The organism is Extibacter sp. GGCC_0201, assembly GCF_017566055.1.
Lineage (GTDB): Bacteria > Bacillota > Clostridia > Lachnospirales > Lachnospiraceae > Extibacter.
In genome coordinates this window covers 19,898-36,251 of the sequence record NZ_JABFCH010000024.1, presented here as the reverse complement: position 1 = coordinate 36,251, position 16,354 = coordinate 19,898, and the positions used below count along the sequence as shown (strand labels likewise).

Sequence of the window (16,354 nt, the reverse complement as noted above, 5' to 3'; positions counted from 1 at the left end):
TTCCTATATATATTGCTTTATGACCGAATATGCCTCGTACAGTTCTTCGTAGGACATCCTGCAGTTTGCCGGGCTTGTAGACGGCAGCGCAACCGCCTCGATTCCTGTCTTCGGCATGCAGTACCGCTTATACAGCTGTGCCGCCTTCGTGCCTGTCGTAAAAACTGCCTGTATCGGAGCATGTTTCAATATGATGTCCAAATCGTTTGCCACAGGGTTGCGGATGCTGCTGTCATCCGCGCCTTTTATGTCGCAGCCCGCCAGCACATCCCACACTGCAATCTTATATTTCAGGGCAAATGCTGTCTTTTCCTCTTTCGTCTGCGGCTGCGGGGCCCCGCATACATCTGGGAGCACTTTCCAGAACCGGTTCCTTGGATGTCCATAATAGAAGCCGACTTCCCTGGATTTAGGGGATGGCATTGTGCCAAGCATCAATATACGGGATTGCTCATTGTAAATGGGCTGAAAATTATGAGTAATATATTCCTGCTGCATCTTCCTACCTCCTGTCTGTACAAGGTCAGCTGGCAGAGGAACACAAGGTTAATAGCTGCCAATCGACGCCAATCATTCATACTATACAGCATCACGCTTGGCTCGTCAAACAGCACGGTGTAAATTCGTGAAATCTTAAACTTTTGTTGAGTAAACATACTCATTATGCTATAATTCATACAAACGTACTAATCACAAAGGTATATCCTGAGTGAAAAGGCGCACAGAAAAGTTCGATATAACAAGGAGATACTATTCTCTGACGAAGGTCTGCGCCTATAGGTGCAGATTTTTTTTATTTCCTACGATATTTATCCAGAGGTGATATATGAGAGAGCTCATCGACAAGCTACAGGAAAATAAGGCTTTATCCAAATACGAATGGACCGTATTAATCGAAGGTCGGTCGCCAGAACTCGCTGAGTATCTGTTCCAGCAGGCGCGCAGCGTACGCCACAAGTATTACGGACATGACGTGTATGTCCGGGGACTGATTGAATTTACCAATTACTGCAGAAATGACTGCCTTTACTGCGGTATTCGTAAAAGTAACCTGAAGGTGTCCCGATACCGGCTGTCCAAGGAGGAGATACTCTCCTGCTGCGAAACAGGTTATAGCCTGGGGTTTCGCACTTTCGTACTTCAAGGTGGGGAAGATGCCGGTTATGACGACTCCAGGCTGTGCGGCATCATATCCGCTATAAAGACAGGCTGGCCAGACTGTGCTATTACTTTATCTGTCGGGGAGCGCAGCTATGACAGTTATAAGGCTCTCCATGACGCTGGTGCAGACCGTTATCTTCTCCGTCATGAAACATACGATGCAGAGCACTACGCAAAGCTGCATCCGCCTCTGTTGAAAGCGGCAGATCGTCAGGATTGCCTGTGGAACCTGAAAAAGATTGGTTACCAGGTGGGAACCGGCTTCATGGTTGGCTCGCCTTACCAGACTGCCGGGCATCTTGCAGAGGATATGCTGTTTATAAAGGATTTAGATCCGCAGATGGTTGGCATCGGCCCATTCATTTCCCACCGTGACACGCCATTTGCCGGACAGTCTTCCGGCACGCTGGAGCTTACATTATTTATGCTCGGTCTACTGAGGCTCATGATTCCCAAGGTGCTTCTCCCCGCCACGACAGCACTTGGAACGATTCATCCAAAAGGGCGGGAACTTGGAATCCAGGCCGGCGCAAATGTTGTCATGCCGAATCTGTCTCCTACGACTGTCCGGAAAGATTATGCGCTCTATGACAATAAGATCTGTACCGGCGATGAAGCTGCGGAGTGCAGGAACTGCCTGGAGCGCCGTATGGAATCAATCGGATATCACGTAGTTACCACTCGTGGTGACTCACTGAATATATAACTTATAAATCTTATAAAATAATGGAGGTAATGTACTATGTATGATGTAAATTCAAAACATGCGGATGATTTCATCAATCACGAGGAAATCCAGGAAACACTGGCCTATGCCGATGAGAACAAAAACAACCATGCATTAATCGAGTCACTTATTGAGAAGGCAAAGCTTAGAAAGGGGCTGACTCACCGCGAAGCTTCTGTTCTGCTCGCATGTGAAGATGCGGATATGAACGAAAAAATCTTCCGTCTGGCAGAACAGATTAAAAAGGATTTTTATGGAAATCGGATTGTTCTGTTTGCCCCGCTCTATCTTTCCAACTACTGCATCAACGGCTGTACATATTGTCCATACCACATGAAGAATAAGCATATTGCCCGCAAGAAGCTCACACAGGAAGAAATCCGCAAAGAAGTCATCGCCCTGCAGGACATGGGGCATAAGCGGCTTGCCTTAGAGGCCGGAGAAGACCCTGTACGCAACACGATGGAGTATTATCTCGACTGTATCAACACCATTTACAGCATCAAACATAAAAATGGCGCAATACGAAGGGTAAATATCAATATCGCCGCTACCACGGTTGATAACTACAGGCTGTTAAAAGAAGCAGGAATCGGCACCTACATCCTCTTCCAGGAAACATATCACAAGGAAAGTTATCTGCAGCTTCATCCAACCGGTCCAAAGCATGATTACAACTATCATACGGAAGCCATGGACCGTGCGATGGAAGGCGGTATTGATGATGTGGGCGTCGGCGTATTGTTCGGCCTCGACAAATTCCGGTATGAATTTGCCGGACTACTCATGCACGCTGAGCATCTGGAAGCTGCGTTCGGAGTCGGCCCGCATACAATCAGCGTACCACGCCTGAGAAATGCAGACGATATCGATGCCGATGCATTTACAAACGGCATTGATGACGACACCTTTGCAAAAATAGTTGCCTGTATACGAATCGCTGTACCTTATACCGGTATGATTATCTCCACACGTGAAAGCCAGAAAACGCGTGAAAGAGTGCTCCATCTCGGTATCTCGCAAATCAGCGGAGGTTCCAGGACAAGCGTAGGCGGCTACTGCGAACCAGAGCCAGAAGACGAGAAATCCGAACAGTTCGACGTCATTGACAACCGTACCCTCGATGAAGTCGTACGCTGGCTTATGGAGATGGACTATCTGCCAAGCTTCTGTACCGCCTGTTATCGCGAAGGCCGTACAGGCGACCGCTTTATGTCTCTGTGCAAGAGTGGGCAGATACAGAACTGCTGCCATCCAAACGCCTTGATGACGCTGGAAGAATATCTGATGGATTACGCATCACCTGAAACGAAAGCCATCGGAGACAAATTGATAGATAAAGAAGTCTTAAACGTTCCAAATGAAAAAGCACGGCAGGTCGTACTCGAGAACCTTCGCCTCATACGCGAAAACAACCGGCGAGACTTCCGGTTCTAAATATTTGGGGACGGAGGTTTTCTAAAAAAACCCCGTCCCCAATTAAAATATCCCTGTCCCTTTTTCAATTCACTATGTCCCTTATGGAAAGGAATAATATATGAGCTTAAACAGTACCCCTTCTTCCGAACGTATCCATATTGGTATCTTCGGAAAGCGCAATGCTGGCAAATCCAGTATTATCAATGCTCTTACCGGGCAGAACCTGGCAATCGTATCAGATGTAAAAGGTACGACAACCGACCCTGTTCTCAAGGCAATGGAGCTTCTCCCACTCGGCCCCGTCGTTATGATTGACACACCTGGACTTGACGACGAAGGCGATCTGGGCGCTCTCAGAATACAAAAAGCCTATCAGGTATTGAATAAAACAGATATTGCAATACTTGTGGTCGATGGAACTGTCGGAATGACCAAAGAAGACCATGCCATTTTAAATCGTATAAAAGAAAAAGGAATACCTTCCATCGTCGTTTTGAATAAGGCAGACATCGCTCTGCCAGGACAGTTTACGGATGCCCCCTCACTTGGGCTGGCCCCAGAGGATTATTTTATGTGGGTGAGCGCCTCTGATATGAGTAATATATTTGAGTTAAAAGAACTTATCGCTACACTTGTCCCTGCAGATGACCCTAAATTAAGAATTGTAGGCGACCTTATCGAGCCTTCAGACTTCATCATACTAGTTGTTCCAATTGATAAGGCGGCGCCAAAGGGACGCCTCATACTACCTCAGCAGCAGACCATACGCGATATCCTGGAAGCTGATGCTGCTGCCATTGTCATAAAAGAAAATGAATTATCCCACACCCTTTCATCTCTTGGGAAAAAGCCGGCTATGGTAATTACAGACAGTCAGGTATTTGGAAAAGTATCAAAAGAAACACCGGATGATATTCCACTCACCTCGTTTTCAATCTTGTTTGCAAGATATAAAGGCAGTTTAAGAACAGTAGTAGACGGCGCCAGGACTTTAGGCACACTGGAGGATGGTGATACAGTCCTTATCGCTGAAGGATGTACACATCACAGACAGTGCGACGATATTGGCACCGTAAAGCTGCCCCGACTGATTCAAAATTACACAGGGAAAAATATCAACTTTGAGTTTACAAGCGGCACCGAATTCCCAATTGACTTATCCACATATAAGCTGGTTATCCACTGCGGTGGCTGTACCTTAAACGAACGTGAAATGAAATACCGACTGAAATGTGCAGAAGATGCACGATTACCAATAACGAACTACGGAATTGCCATAGCACATATGAATGGTATACTAGAGCGGAGCATAGAAATATTCCCAGAATTATAAAAAGGGACACCCTATTTTTAATTAGGGACGGAGGAAAATTAAAAAACCTCCGTCCCTAATTTGTCCCCAATTTCTTCAGAACTTCTAAATCTTGCCGTAAAATTCTTTATAAATTCTTCAGAAATGCTACAATACATCTTTATTTCTTTTCGTTACAATATTCATATCAAATTAAAACATTATCTTTTCCTAGGGGGGATTTTGATATGAAGACAATGGCAAAGAAAATTGAAAGCACTGTTTTATCGCTCAGTCCATTTACTGAATTAAACTATGAACGTACGTATTCTGTTGATTCTTTAATTCTTATGTTTTTCGCATTCTCTGGAATCGGCTGGATTTGGGAGGTATTTTTACATATCATTGAAGATGGCATGATTATAAACCGGGGCGTTATGACTGGTCCATGGCTTCCAATATATGGTATGGGCGGCGTCTTGATACTGGTTGTTCTTAAGAGCTGGAGAAACCATCCTACGCAGCTTCTTTGCATGATCATGGGATTATGTGGAGTGATTGAATATGTAACAAGCCTTATGTTGGAAACTATATTTGGTGCCAGATGGTGGGATTACAGCGATATGTTTCTTAACATCAACGGCAGGGTTTGTGTGGAAGGTCTTGTGATATTTGGTATCGGCGGTCTTTTCTTTATATATATCATCGCTCCTAAAATGGACAACCTGCTGCAGAAGTTTTCATCGAGGTCTAAATTCATCGTGTGTGTATTTTTGACCGCTGTATTTCTGGGCGACCTAGTGCACATGTTCATAGCACCTAACATGGGATTCGGTATAACTTCATAATCAGGCAAACATTGGCCGGGGACGGAGGTTTTTTAGAAAACCTCCGTCCCCGGCCAATGTTTGCCCTGTCCCTTTTATAATCTACTTTTCCACAATTTGTGGATTAAGTATTCTTTTGCCTCTTTACAGTCTTTTATATGTATTGATTTATTTCCGATAATATATTCAACTGTCTCCTGCCATTCTTTTAGTTCGTATTCGTTTTCATCTATTGACTCTATTGCTCCCAATACTTTATCACTATATATAGGCAGAATGACATCTGACAAATAGACACATCCCGCTTTGGACGCTATCACCGCCAGCAGCTCTTCCCTCGTATTCTTTTTCATCTTCTATTCCCTTCCTGCGCCTTATCCGACTACATCCCCTCAAAGAAATATGGCTACAAAATCAGACATTTTTATCCATCAATGATACTATTATTTTATGTAATCGCTTTAATTAAGTAGGATTTGTGTTAAAACGCTTTGAACTTTGTTGTTATTATATGGAAATTTATGTCTACATTTCTATCCATTTTTATACCAATTTATCGTCCATGTATATCATTCTCTTCTATATAGAGCTTAATCCATTTTGAAACTGTCGTATGGTTCGTCCCCATGATCTTCCCTGCCCTGCGCATACTAATCTTGCCCTGTCTCCACAGTTCGAACACGTGAGGAAACTCCTCCGGTATCTCTTTTGCAGGCCGGCCGAAAGCAACGCCCCTCGACTTGGCAACCGCAATTCCTTCCGCCTGCCTCTGCCGTATATTCTCACGTTCTATCTGGGCCACATACGACAGTATCTGTAGTACGATATCTGCGATAAACTTACCGGTAAGTCCGTTTACCTGGTTCCTCGTATCCAGCAGCGGAAAATCTATGACGACAATATCAACATCCTTTGTTTTCGTCAGGAGCCTCCATTGTTCTATAATCTCATCATAATTTCTCCCCAATCGGTCAATTGACTTCACGAACACAACATCTCCTGCATGCAGCTTGTTCATCATATTCTGATAATTGGGCCGATCGAAATCTTTTCCCGACTGCTTGTCTATGTATATGTTTTCTTCCGGCACTGATACTTTTTCCAACGCTGCAATCTGACGCCCGATGTTCTGTTCCTTGCTCGATACCCTGACATAACCATAGCATATTTTATCCATTCTGATCTCTCCTTCTCCGTATATAATATCGTAAATGAGAGTATTATATATTTCCAAATATTACCATATGTTATGATATAAAACAGTTGTTTTGACAGAATGATATTATAATAATCGAGTAGGAGGCTAGCCATTACTTGGTTAGCCTCCCTCTCACACCACCGTGCGTACCGTTCGGTACACGGCGGTTCAATCAACTTAACAAGCACCACACCTTTCGGTATAGTAGTCTAACATTGAGATTAGTCCAAATGAAGCTAATCTCTTGTTTGTTATAGCTGGGCTCACATCTGATGCTCTACATACTCTTGCATAACCTTTTGCGTATGTAGTTCTCCATGCTGCCCATCTTGGAACTCCAGGTTTTATCAGATTTTGCGCTCTGTTTTGAGGTGTTTTCCAATATTTCCAGACACACATACGTATTCGATATCTTATACGTCCATCCATATCTCTACATATGCTTTTCATACTACCGATTTTAAAATAATTTATCCACCCTCTGGTTAGTTCATTAAGTTTCTTTATTTATACTGATGTGCCTTACTGTCAAAATAAAATCCAAATCCAAGGTATTTAGTCCGCTTGGTCTGTCTACCTTGCTCTTTGTCACATTTACTTTAAACCCTAGATTTACCTCAATAAACTTCGTGAGATTTCTCATCACTCGCCTTGCCGACATTTCACTACCGACCATGATAATACAGTCGTCCGCATATCTGACAACGTTCAGTCCTCTTTGTTCCATCTCCTTGTCCAGTTCATTTAGCATGATGTTTGCCAGAAGTGGCGAGAGACTTACACCTTGTGGTGTGCCTATCACTGATTCCTTGTATTCATCATCTACCATAATTCCACTGACTAAGAACTTTCTGATGATTGAAATAACTTCTCCATCTTTGATTGTTCTTCCTATAAGGGTCATCAGTTTGTCATGGTTTACTGTGTCAAAGAACTTTTCCAAATCAATGTCAACTATCCAATGCAAATGAAACCGCTGTGAGACCTCCACGCTTAAGGTGCACGCTCTTTCTCTCCATCTATCCGCCGCATTTACTCTGCTTCTACAAATGTGGTAGTTATCAGACTTTATTGCTCCCTCTAGAGCGCGCCCACGGCGCGCAAACCAAAAAGCGGAGCGCCTCAGGCGCTCCGAAATTTTAATCCATGTCAATATGTTTTTTATCTGTGTACAGCTATCTGTCCTAGCACTTCACCGATAGGTGCGGCAATTGTCAGATCCGCGCCCACTTCCTTCGCCGTAGCACTTTTGTTAATCACCACAAGGTGACTGCCTCTGAAATAGTCGATAAATCCGGCTGCCGGATACACGATGAGCGACGTGCCGCCGATAATAAGAGTATCCGCCTCGCAGATTGCCTTAATGCTTTTTGATATGACCCCCGCATCCAGACTTTCCTCGTAAAGTACCACATCCGGCTTGATGAGCCCGCCGCACCCGCACCTTGGGATGCCGTCTGCCTGCTTGACATATGCCGCCTCATAGAACTTTCCACAAGCCTGGCAATTGTTTCTGTGGATACTGCCGTGGAGTTCCAGTACATTCCTGCTTCCTGCGGCCTGATGCAGTCCGTCAATATTCTGTGTCACGATTGCCTCCAGCTTTCCGGCCTCCTCCAGTTCCGCCAGCTTCTTATGGGCCGGATTCGGCTCTGCATCCAGAAACATCATCTTCTCCTTATAAAACTCATAGAAATCCTCTGTATTCCTCGTAAAGAAGCTGTGGCTCACTATCTGTTCCGGTGAATACTTGTACTTCTGCCTGTAAAGTCCATCCGCGCTTCTGAAATCCGGAATACTGCTCTCTGTAGAGACCCCCGCGCCTCCGAAAAATACGATGCGGCTGCTCTCATCGATAATCTCCTGAAGTCTCCTCACATCCTCGTCCATGGTATTACCTCCTGTCCGTTATCCATAAATATTGAACTCGTACTAGTCTGCCTGCATATCCCTTCTTTCGCTTACAATCTAGTTTGCCTGATTCAATTACACTGTAATTCTATTATAGCGCAAAAAAACCATGCTGTAATCCTATAAATACAGCATGGTTCTATTATCTTCTATCGGCTGCTTATCTCTGCGTTCGTTGACTTTATCCAGTCAATCACTTCGAGCAGGCTGCCCATCCGGGCTGTTATCCCGTCCAGGACTTCTTCCGGTATATCTGTTTCATCCGGAATATATATGATATATCCCCCTGCCGCCTTGCCTGCCAGGACTCCTGCAGTACTGTCCTCCAGCACAAGGCATTCGCAAGGGCGGCATCCAAGCTCTTCCGCCGCTTTCCAGAAAATGTCCGGCTCCGGCTTGCTCTTTTCCACCGCATCTCCGCAGATGCACGCAGAAAGGTACTCATAAGCCCCTGCACGTCTGATGATATCCACAGCCCTATCATGAGCGGTGGATGTGGCAACCGCCATCGGAATCTGCTCTTCCTTCAGATAGTCCATCAATTCAAACAGCCCTTTTTTAATAGGTATGCCGTCTCTCTTCGTAAGCATTTCAAAAAAGTCATGCTTTACTTCCTTCACATATTCATAGTCCACATCCGGACCAAGTGCTTCGGAAAATAATCTTCTTATCTGCGCCGGGTTCCCGCCCCTGAAACTTTCAATAAGCCGGTCATCGATATCCAGATTCAGCTTCTCCCCGGCCATCCGCCATGTCACGGTAGACAGATGTTCCGTATCGAACATCGTACCATCCATATCAAATATTACGCCTTTTACCATCCGCCTCTCCCGCCTTCTGTACTCTGCATTCTTTGCTCTGCTTTCTTTACTTTGCTTTCTTTTCTCTGTTTCCTTAGCTACTGCTGCCGTCCCCGCTGTCACGGCGCTGGCTGTAGCCGCAGAAGAATTCATCAAGAGCGTCCAGCGTCTTGACAAGTACCGGAATCTCATCTTCGCTGAGCTTATCCAGTATAGCCTGCGTCATCTGGCGGTGGTAGTCTTCGTGGTGCCTGTATGCGCTTACCCCCTTATCCGTCAGCTTCACATACACGACCCGTCTGTCTTCCTCGCTTCTCCTGCGCTCCACGTACTTTTTATTTACAAGGCTGTTCATGGCAGTGGTGAGAGAGCCTACGGTGATGCCAAGCCTTCGGGCTATCGCAGACATATTATTACCGTCCCCGAGGCCGACCGCCTCTATCACATGCATGTCATTATTCGTCAGGTCTTTGAACTCCTCTGTAATAATTGCCTTTTCCTCAAGCTCCCATATCTCATTGATCAAGTTCACCAGTATATGGTTAATTGTCTTATAAGCGTTTTCCATCTTACGCTCCCTCTTTGAATACCATCAACATTTACCTGTCTACCATTATACCCTCTCAGGCAGAAGAGAATCAATAACTTCTTTTACGGTTTCTATCCGGTCTGCTTTATATGCATTGGCTCCGCAGAACAGAAGCGCGTCTTCCACTTCTCCCCTGGCCGCATGGATAAGAGCGTCCGTAATACAATACGGAATCTCATCCGGGCTGCATTTGTGAAGGCAGCCATGGCATGGGCTGTGAGGTATCCGCTCCCCTGACAGCACCCGCTCCATAAATGCATTTCTAATTGCTCTCCCCGGCATACCGACCGGGCTTTTAACAATAACGACATCTTCTTTTCCAGCTCTTAAGTACGCTTCTTTGTAACGGACGTCCGCGTCACACTCTTCTGTGGTAACGAATCTGCTGGCTACCTGGATGGCGTCTGCTCCAAGGGAAAATGCGTGTGCAGCCTGGTCGGAAGTCTCTATCCCACCTGCCAGGGCGACAGGTATCTTCTGGTCATATCTGTCTTCATATCCCTTTACCGTGTCCATAATCCTCAGAATCTCGGCATCATAAGAATCCCCTCCGAACAGCTCCAGCTGCTCCCTCGTAAACCCGAGATGTCCTCCGGCCTTTGGACCTTCAATAACGAGCAGGTCGGGGACACGTTTATATTTCCTGTCCCAGTATTTTAAAATTACCTGGGCAGATTTATCCGTGGAGACGATAGGTGCCAGCTTAACCTCTGAATCTCCCGCAATCTTCGGAAGCTCTGTGGGAAGGCCCGCTCCTGAGATAATCAAGTCCGCCCCCGCCTCTATCGCGGCACGTACGTATGCCTCATAATGGCGCATCGCCACCATGATGTTGAACCCGATTACTCCATGGGGCGCAGCCTCTCTGGCCTTATCATACTCCTTGGGGATTGCCCGCAGGTTTGCTTCCAGAGCATTCCTGTCAAAATCGGGTTCTCTATAACCAATCTGGGCGGCAGAGATAATCCCTATACCGCCCTCACGAGCCACAGCCCCGGCCAGGCCGCCCAGGCTGATTCCAACGCCCATGCCCCCCTGTATGACCGGTACCTCTGCTCTGATATTACCCATTACCAACGGTGCTGTTTTCATCCTGACATCTCCTACATTCTCCGGAACCGCATATATCTGTGCTCTGTCAGCTCTTCCTCCGACATCTGCCCGTAAATTCCGAGAAATCCCTCCATATATTTCTTAAGCTTAGACGTAACCTCTCTCAGGTTCTGTATCGTATAGTGTACCGGTTCTTTTACGATGCGCTCGACGATTCCCGCCTCAAGCAGGTCTTGGGCCGTAAGCTTCATCACCTCTGCAGCCTCTTTTGCCCGCGTGCTGTCCTTCCACAGAATACTGGCAAATCCCTCAGGCGACAAGATAGAATACACCGAGTTCTCCAGCATCCATACTTCATCTGACGTCGCCATCGCAAGAGCTCCGCCGCTTCCGCCCTCACCGATGATGACAGATAGTACAGGCACCTTGAGCGCAGACATCTCATATATGCTTCTGGCAATCGCCTCACCCTGTCCCCGTTCTTCTGCCTCCAGCCCGCAGAATGCGCCTGGCGTATCCACGAAGCAGATGACAGGACGGCGGAACTTCTCCGCCTGTTTCATGAGGCGAAGTGCTTTCCGATATCCGTCCGGTGACGGCATGCCAAAATTACGTTCAATATTTTCCTTCGTATTCGTACCCTTCGCCTGGGCAATAACCGTAACGGGACATCCTTCAAACCTTCCCACTCCCCCGATTATCGCTTTGTCATCTGCAAAGCACCGGTCTCCGTGGAATTCTATAAAATCTGTAAACATAGCCCGGATGTAATCTTCTCCCACCGGACGGTCTTTCATCCTCGATAATTCCACCCGGTCCCATGCGGATGCCACTTTGTTATATTGATCTGTTATATTATCACTTTCCGGCATGGCTGCCGTACCGGCTTTTGTCTCCTCACGGCCCGTGTGGAGCTTCAGGATACGGGAAAGCGTGCCTTTGAGCTCAGGCCGCTCTATAATTCCATCTATGAATCCATGTGCAAGCAGAAACTCGGAACGCTGGAACCCTTTCGGCAGCTTCTGGCCAATCGTCTGCTCGATAACCCTCGGCCCTGCAAATCCGATGAGAGCACCCGGTTCTGCCAGGATGACGTCTCCCAGCATGGCAAAGCTGGCTGTCACCCCTCCGGTCGTCGGATCTGTCAGCACGCTGATATACAGCTGCCCGGCATCGCTGTGCCGCTTCAGTGCGGCGGACGTCTTAGCCATCTGCATGAGGGAAGTGATGCCTTCCTGCATCCTGGCGCCGCCGGAACAGGCAAATATAATGACTGGAAGCTTTTCCTTCGTTGCCCGCTCCACTGCCCTTGCTATCTTCTCTCCGACAACCTCTCCCATACTGGCCATGAGAAAGCGTCCGTCACATACCCCGATTACGGCATCCGTGCCGTCTATGCGGGCTCTGCCCGTAATGACCGCCTCTTCAAGCCCAGTCTTCTCCTGCAGAGCTTCCAGTTTCTCTTCATACCCTTTATAGTCCAAAGGGTTTCTTGTCGTAAGTCCTCTGTCCCATTCTTCAAATGTTCCTTCATCGGCTACCATCTCTATCCTGCGGTATGCATGTACCCGGAAATAGCCTCCGCACTTTGGACAGATATAGCCACCTGCTTTTACATCTTCCGTAATGATAGCCTGGCCGCATCGATTGCATTTTCTCAAAAGTCCCTGGGGCACTTCCGGCTTGGCTTCCTTAAGCGAGATGTAATTCTTCCGGCTGGAAGAAAGCCTTGTCTTCTTGAACATATTTTCTAATTTCATAGGAGCTCACCTTTACATTTTCTCGATAAATTCAATGTCAATGTTGCCTTCCTGGTAATCTGGATGGCCTAATATCTCATACTGGTAGTCTACATTTGTATCGATACCTTCGATAATCACTTCTCCGAGGGCGCTCTGCATCTTCCGTATCGCTTCCTTGCGGTTCTTAGCCCATACGATGAGCTTTGCCACCATGGAATCGTAAAAAGGCGGTATCGTGTATCCGCTGTAGATGGCTGAATCTATACGGATTCCTTTGCCTCCGGGAAGATACATGTCTGTAATCGTACCCGGGGACGGGCGGAACCCTTTTGCAGGGTTCTCTGCGTTGATCCTGCACTCGATTGCATGGCCCGAAAGCTGTATCTCATCCTGAGTATAGGAGAGAGGCCTGCCGGACGCAATACGTATCTGCTCTTTGATCAAATCGATGCCGGTAACCCATTCCGTCACAGGATGTTCTACCTGGATCCGGGTATTCATTTCCATAAAATAAAAGTTTCCACTTTTCTCCAGCAGAAATTCTATCGTTCCGGCGTTGACATATCCTGCCGCTTTCGCTGCCCTGACCGCCGCGTCCCCCATCTTCTTCCTGAGATTTTCATCCAGCGCTACGGAAGGGGATTCCTCTATCATCTTCTGGTGGTTCCTCTGGATAGAGCAGTCACGCTCTCCGAGGTGTATCACATGTCCCTGGCTGTCCGCTAATATCTGGAACTCGATATGTCTTGGCTGCTGTACAAAGTGCTCGATATACATCGTATTATCGCCAAACGCCATCTGCGTCTCTTTCTGGGCAGTCTGAAATGCCTGGGAGAATTCCTCCGGCGTCTCTGCCACCCGCATCCCTTTGCCGCCTCCGCCGAGGGCGGCCTTCACGATAACCGGGTATCCTATCTGGGCTGCGATGACGGCACCTGCTTCCGCATCATATATAGGTTCCGTACTTCCCGGTATGACCGGTACGCCTGCCGCAGTCATAGTATTTCTCGCTTCCTGCTTGTTCCCGAGTCTGGCGATTACGCCGGATCCCGGTCCTATAAACGTAATGTTGCACTGCTCACACAGCTCTGCAAACTTACTGTTCTCGGACAGAAATCCGAATCCCGGATGGATGGCGTCCGCCCCGGTAATAATCGTCGCACTGATAATCCGGTCCATGCTCAGATAGCTTTCGCTTGACGGAGCAGGTCCGATGCATACGGCCTCATCGGCCAGCTGTGTATGGAGGGCATCTTTGTCTGCTTTAGAATATACAGCCACTGTCTCAATTCCCATCTCCCGGCATGCACGGATGATACGCACCGCAATCTCCCCGCGGTTGGCAATCAATATCTTCTTAATCATGTAACTCACCTATCCAATCATAAATGTCAGTTCCGCGCTAACGACGGTCTTGCCGTCTACGGATGCCACAGCTTCTCCCACGCCGACAGGACCCTTCTGCCTGATGATCTTCGTCTCCAGACGTACCTTGTCTCCCGGTATGATCTTGCCTTTGAACTTGCATTTGTTAATCCCGCCGAAATAAGCAATCTTGCCCTTGTTGGCCTCCTTGCTCAGGATTGCCACTGCTCCCACCTGCGCGAGAGCTTCTACGGTAAGAACGCCCGGCATCACCGGCTCCTGCGGGAAGTGGCCTGCAAAGAAGTCCTCCCTGTATGTGACGCATTTATAGCCGATTGCATACTCTCCCGGCTCGTAATCCTCGATATAGTCAACCAGAATAAACGGGTGACGGTGAGGGATAATTTCCTTGATCTGACTGATGTCTAAATGATTCATATTTCCTCCTTGGGGACGTGATCTTTTTCAAAAGGGTTACGTCCCAAATTGAACTTTACCCTGTACCTTTTTTAACGGATGCAGAACAACGGCTGGCCGTATTCTACTGCCTGGCCGTTTTCCACAAAGATTTCAGCGATTGTGCCGTCATAGTCACTCTCAATCTCGTTCATCAGTTTCATCGCCTCTACAATTGCAAGTGTCTGGCCTTTTTTTACTGTATCGCCGACAGATACGAAGGCTTCCGCTTCTTCAGACGGTGCTGTGTAGAATGTCCCTACGAGGGGGGATTCTACAATCTTTCCGTTGGGCTGAGCTGACTGGCCGGCTGCCTCTGGCTCTTCCTTTTGTGCCGCGGTGCTCTGGACCGGAACTGCCGGTGTGCCCGCCGACGGCGCTTCGGTCATAGCAGCCTGCCCGGCAGCCACGACGTGTACGTTATCTTGTTTCTTTGTGAGATGAAGCTTAACTCCGTTCTCTTCGTATTTTAATCCGGTCAGTTCTGACTCTGATACGGCTTCTATAAGTGATAGCAGATTTTCAAATTCCATACTATTAAAGTCCTTTCTAACCTTCGAATTTCTTAACTAATAAGGTTGCATTATGCCCGCCGAATCCGAGGGAATTGGTAAGCACGTATGTGATATCCTTCTCAATCGGCGCTCCGACCGCGTAATTTAAATCGCACGCTTCATCCACGGTCTCCGTACCGGCCGTCTGATGGATGAATCCGTCCTGTATGGACTTCACGCAGGTGATGAACTCCACACCGCCAGCTGCTCCGAGGAGATGGCCGATCATAGATTTGGTGGAGTTGATGACGACGTCTTTCGCCGCATCGCCCAGCGCCAGCTTGATAGCCCGTGTCTCGAACAGGTCATTGTGATGGGTGCTCGTTCCGTGTGCATTGATATAATCTACCTGTGACGGTCTGATATTGCCCTCCTCTATTGCCAGAGTCATTGCCTTTGCAGCCCCCCCTCCGTCCTCTGCCGGCGACGTGATGTGGTATGCATCCCCGGTGGAACCATAGCCTGCTACTTCCGCATATATTCTGGCGCCTCGTTTCTTGGCATGCTCCAGTTCTTCCAGCATGACAACACCGGCACCCTCGCCGAGGACAAATCCATCCCTGTCTCTGTCAAATGGAATAGAAGCACGCTTCGGGTCAGTGGATGTAGAGAGCGCGGTCAGGCTCGTAAAGCCCGCCACACCTGTCGGACAGATACAGCTCTCCGTCCCCCCTGCAATCATTACGTCGGCATCGCCGTACTGGATGGCCCGATAGGCGTCCCCGATACAGTTGGTGCCCGATGCGCAGGCAGTCACCACATTGGTACATTTCCCTTTGAATCCGAGCTGTATGGAAATGTTACCGGCTGCCATATTGGAAATCATAAGAGGTACCATGAGCGGATTCACCCGGCCCGGCCCCTTTTCCTTGATCTTCGTATGTTCCTGCTCCACACGTTGGAGGCTGCCGATGCCAGAACCTACGATGACTCCCGCACGGTAGGCATCTTCCTTCCCTATATCAAGCCCTGAATCCTTATATGCTTCCAGAGCCGCAGCTACTGCATACTGGGAAAATAACTCCATCCGTTTTGCGGCTTTGAAATCCATATAGTCTTTTGCCGAGAAATCCTTTACCTCCGCCGCAAGCTTTACTTTATATTCTGTTGTATCAAACTTCGTTATCTCTCCGATACCGACCTTTGACTCTTTGATGCCGGACCAGAACTCTTCTACGGAATTTCCTATCGGAGTCACTGCTCCCATTCCTGTAACCACAACTCTTTTCTTCATATTGCTGTCTCCCTCTGTCATCTGCAC

The 16,354-nt window shown here is 47.6% G+C and carries 16 protein-coding genes and 1 pseudogene; 4 read left to right on the top strand and 13 right to left on the bottom strand.

Annotated elements, in window-relative coordinates; all coding sequences use genetic code 11:
- Nucleotides 1-3: 3 nt before the first annotated feature.
- Complete coding sequence (locus tag HJV72_RS14990) at nucleotides 4-498, bottom strand: DNA-deoxyinosine glycosylase (RefSeq protein ID WP_208072108.1); 495 nt, start codon at nucleotides 496-498, stop codon at nucleotides 4-6.
- 328 nt (nucleotides 499-826) lie between these two features.
- Between HJV72_RS14990 and hydE the strand changes: the two genes are divergently transcribed.
- The 4 genes from hydE to HJV72_RS14970 all read left to right on the top strand — a co-directional run bounded on the left by hydE (nucleotide 827) and on the right by HJV72_RS14970 (nucleotide 5,446).
- Nucleotides 827-1,867, top strand: coding sequence for a [FeFe] hydrogenase H-cluster radical SAM maturase HydE (gene hydE / locus HJV72_RS14985; RefSeq protein ID WP_208072105.1), 1,041 nt, complete (start codon nucleotides 827-829; stop codon nucleotides 1,865-1,867).
- A gap of 36 nt (nucleotides 1,868-1,903) precedes the next feature.
- Nucleotides 1,904-3,325, top strand: a complete 1,422-nt coding sequence (gene hydG, locus HJV72_RS14980) for a [FeFe] hydrogenase H-cluster radical SAM maturase HydG (protein WP_208072103.1) — start codon at nucleotides 1,904-1,906, stop codon at nucleotides 3,323-3,325.
- A gap of 100 nt (nucleotides 3,326-3,425) precedes the next feature.
- Complete coding sequence (hydF, locus tag HJV72_RS14975; protein ID WP_208072101.1) at nucleotides 3,426-4,640, top strand: [FeFe] hydrogenase H-cluster maturation GTPase HydF; 1,215 nt, start codon at nucleotides 3,426-3,428, stop codon at nucleotides 4,638-4,640.
- A gap of 206 nt (nucleotides 4,641-4,846) precedes the next feature.
- Entirely contained in the window at nucleotides 4,847-5,446 is a 600-nt protein-coding gene (locus HJV72_RS14970) for a putative ABC transporter permease (protein ID WP_208072099.1), read from the top strand.
- A 74-nt stretch (nucleotides 5,447-5,520) separates the two neighbouring features.
- On the opposite strand, the gene HJV72_RS14965 is transcribed toward HJV72_RS14970, so the two are convergent.
- The 12 genes and pseudogenes from HJV72_RS14965 to fabF form a co-directional block, all read right to left on the bottom strand.
- Nucleotides 5,521-5,778, bottom strand: coding sequence for a hypothetical protein (locus HJV72_RS14965; RefSeq protein ID WP_208072097.1), 258 nt, complete (start codon nucleotides 5,776-5,778; stop codon nucleotides 5,521-5,523).
- 200 nt (nucleotides 5,779-5,978) lie between these two features.
- Nucleotides 5,979-6,602: a recombinase family protein gene (locus tag HJV72_RS14960; protein ID WP_208072096.1), complete on the bottom strand. Its 624-nt coding sequence runs from the start codon at nucleotides 6,600-6,602 to the stop codon at nucleotides 5,979-5,981.
- A 198-nt stretch (nucleotides 6,603-6,800) separates the two neighbouring features.
- A pseudogene (locus HJV72_RS20370) lies at nucleotides 6,801-7,584 on the bottom strand (reverse transcriptase domain-containing protein); the annotation flags it as partial.
- A gap of 200 nt (nucleotides 7,585-7,784) precedes the next feature.
- The gene (locus HJV72_RS14950) at nucleotides 7,785-8,513 is read right to left on the bottom strand and encodes an NAD-dependent protein deacylase (protein WP_208072094.1); all 729 of its coding nucleotides are present in this window, start codon (nucleotides 8,511-8,513) and stop codon (nucleotides 7,785-7,787) included.
- 170 nt (nucleotides 8,514-8,683) lie between these two features.
- The gene (locus tag HJV72_RS14945) at nucleotides 8,684-9,487 is read right to left on the bottom strand and encodes an HAD family hydrolase (RefSeq protein ID WP_243765660.1); all 804 of its coding nucleotides are present in this window, start codon (nucleotides 9,485-9,487) and stop codon (nucleotides 8,684-8,686) included.
- Complete coding sequence (locus tag HJV72_RS14940; protein ID WP_208072092.1) at nucleotides 9,429-9,902, bottom strand: MarR family winged helix-turn-helix transcriptional regulator; 474 nt, start codon at nucleotides 9,900-9,902, stop codon at nucleotides 9,429-9,431. The genes HJV72_RS14945 and HJV72_RS14940 overlap by 59 nt, the downstream gene beginning before the upstream one ends.
- Before the next feature lie 45 nt (nucleotides 9,903-9,947).
- A complete protein-coding gene (locus HJV72_RS14935) occupies nucleotides 9,948-11,015 on the bottom strand; it encodes an NAD(P)H-dependent flavin oxidoreductase (RefSeq protein WP_208072090.1) in 1,068 nt (355 codons plus the stop codon).
- Between the two features lie 11 nt (nucleotides 11,016-11,026).
- Nucleotides 11,027-12,736, bottom strand: a complete 1,710-nt coding sequence (locus HJV72_RS14930) for an acetyl-CoA carboxylase carboxyltransferase subunit alpha (RefSeq protein WP_208072089.1) — start codon at nucleotides 12,734-12,736, stop codon at nucleotides 11,027-11,029.
- 12 nt (nucleotides 12,737-12,748) lie between these two features.
- Nucleotides 12,749-14,083, bottom strand: a complete 1,335-nt coding sequence (locus HJV72_RS14925) for an acetyl-CoA carboxylase biotin carboxylase subunit (protein WP_208072087.1) — start codon at nucleotides 14,081-14,083, stop codon at nucleotides 12,749-12,751.
- 9 nt (nucleotides 14,084-14,092) lie between these two features.
- Nucleotides 14,093-14,521 carry a 3-hydroxyacyl-ACP dehydratase FabZ gene (gene fabZ, locus HJV72_RS14920; RefSeq protein WP_208072085.1) on the bottom strand — a complete coding sequence of 143 codons (429 nt, stop codon included), beginning with the start codon at nucleotides 14,519-14,521 and terminating at the stop codon, nucleotides 14,093-14,095.
- A 71-nt stretch (nucleotides 14,522-14,592) separates the two neighbouring features.
- Nucleotides 14,593-15,072 (bottom strand): acetyl-CoA carboxylase biotin carboxyl carrier protein, encoded by a 480-nt coding sequence (gene accB, locus HJV72_RS14915; RefSeq protein WP_208072083.1) that lies wholly within the window; start codon nucleotides 15,070-15,072, stop codon nucleotides 14,593-14,595.
- 16 nt (nucleotides 15,073-15,088) lie between these two features.
- Nucleotides 15,089-16,327, bottom strand: a complete 1,239-nt coding sequence (gene fabF / locus HJV72_RS14910) for a beta-ketoacyl-ACP synthase II (protein ID WP_208072081.1) — start codon at nucleotides 16,325-16,327, stop codon at nucleotides 15,089-15,091.
- Nucleotides 16,328-16,354 lie beyond the last annotated feature (27 nt).

Coding starts and splice junctions, on each gene's coding strand:
- HJV72_RS14930 (WP_208072089.1), bottom strand. CDS start 12,736: ATGAAATTAGAAAATATGTTCAAGAAGACAAGGCTTTCTTCCAGCCGG.
- HJV72_RS14960 (WP_208072096.1), bottom strand. CDS start 6,602: ATGGATAAAATATGCTATGGTTATGTCAGGGTATCGAGCAAGGAACAG.
- accB (WP_208072083.1), bottom strand. CDS start 15,072: ATGGAATTTGAAAATCTGCTATCACTTATAGAAGCCGTATCAGAGTCA.
- hydG (WP_208072103.1), top strand. CDS start 1,904: ATGTATGATGTAAATTCAAAACATGCGGATGATTTCATCAATCACGAG.
- HJV72_RS14940 (WP_208072092.1), bottom strand. CDS start 9,902: ATGGAAAACGCTTATAAGACAATTAACCATATACTGGTGAACTTGATC.
- fabF (WP_208072081.1), bottom strand. CDS start 16,327: ATGAAGAAAAGAGTTGTGGTTACAGGAATGGGAGCAGTGACTCCGATA.
- HJV72_RS14925 (WP_208072087.1), bottom strand. CDS start 14,083: ATGATTAAGAAGATATTGATTGCCAACCGCGGGGAGATTGCGGTGCGT.
- hydE (WP_208072105.1), top strand. CDS start 827: ATGAGAGAGCTCATCGACAAGCTACAGGAAAATAAGGCTTTATCCAAA.
- HJV72_RS14990 (WP_208072108.1), bottom strand. CDS start 498: ATGCAGCAGGAATATATTACTCATAATTTTCAGCCCATTTACAATGAG.
- fabZ (WP_208072085.1), bottom strand. CDS start 14,521: ATGAATCATTTAGACATCAGTCAGATCAAGGAAATTATCCCTCACCGT.
- HJV72_RS14970 (WP_208072099.1), top strand. CDS start 4,847: ATGAAGACAATGGCAAAGAAAATTGAAAGCACTGTTTTATCGCTCAGT.
- HJV72_RS14950 (WP_208072094.1), bottom strand. CDS start 8,513: ATGGACGAGGATGTGAGGAGACTTCAGGAGATTATCGATGAGAGCAGC.
- HJV72_RS14945 (WP_243765660.1), bottom strand. CDS start 9,487: ATGAATTCTTCTGCGGCTACAGCCAGCGCCGTGACAGCGGGGACGGCA.
- HJV72_RS14965 (WP_208072097.1), bottom strand. CDS start 5,778: ATGAAAAAGAATACGAGGGAAGAGCTGCTGGCGGTGATAGCGTCCAAA.
- hydF (WP_208072101.1), top strand. CDS start 3,426: ATGAGCTTAAACAGTACCCCTTCTTCCGAACGTATCCATATTGGTATC.
- HJV72_RS14935 (WP_208072090.1), bottom strand. CDS start 11,015: ATGAAAACAGCACCGTTGGTAATGGGTAATATCAGAGCAGAGGTACCG.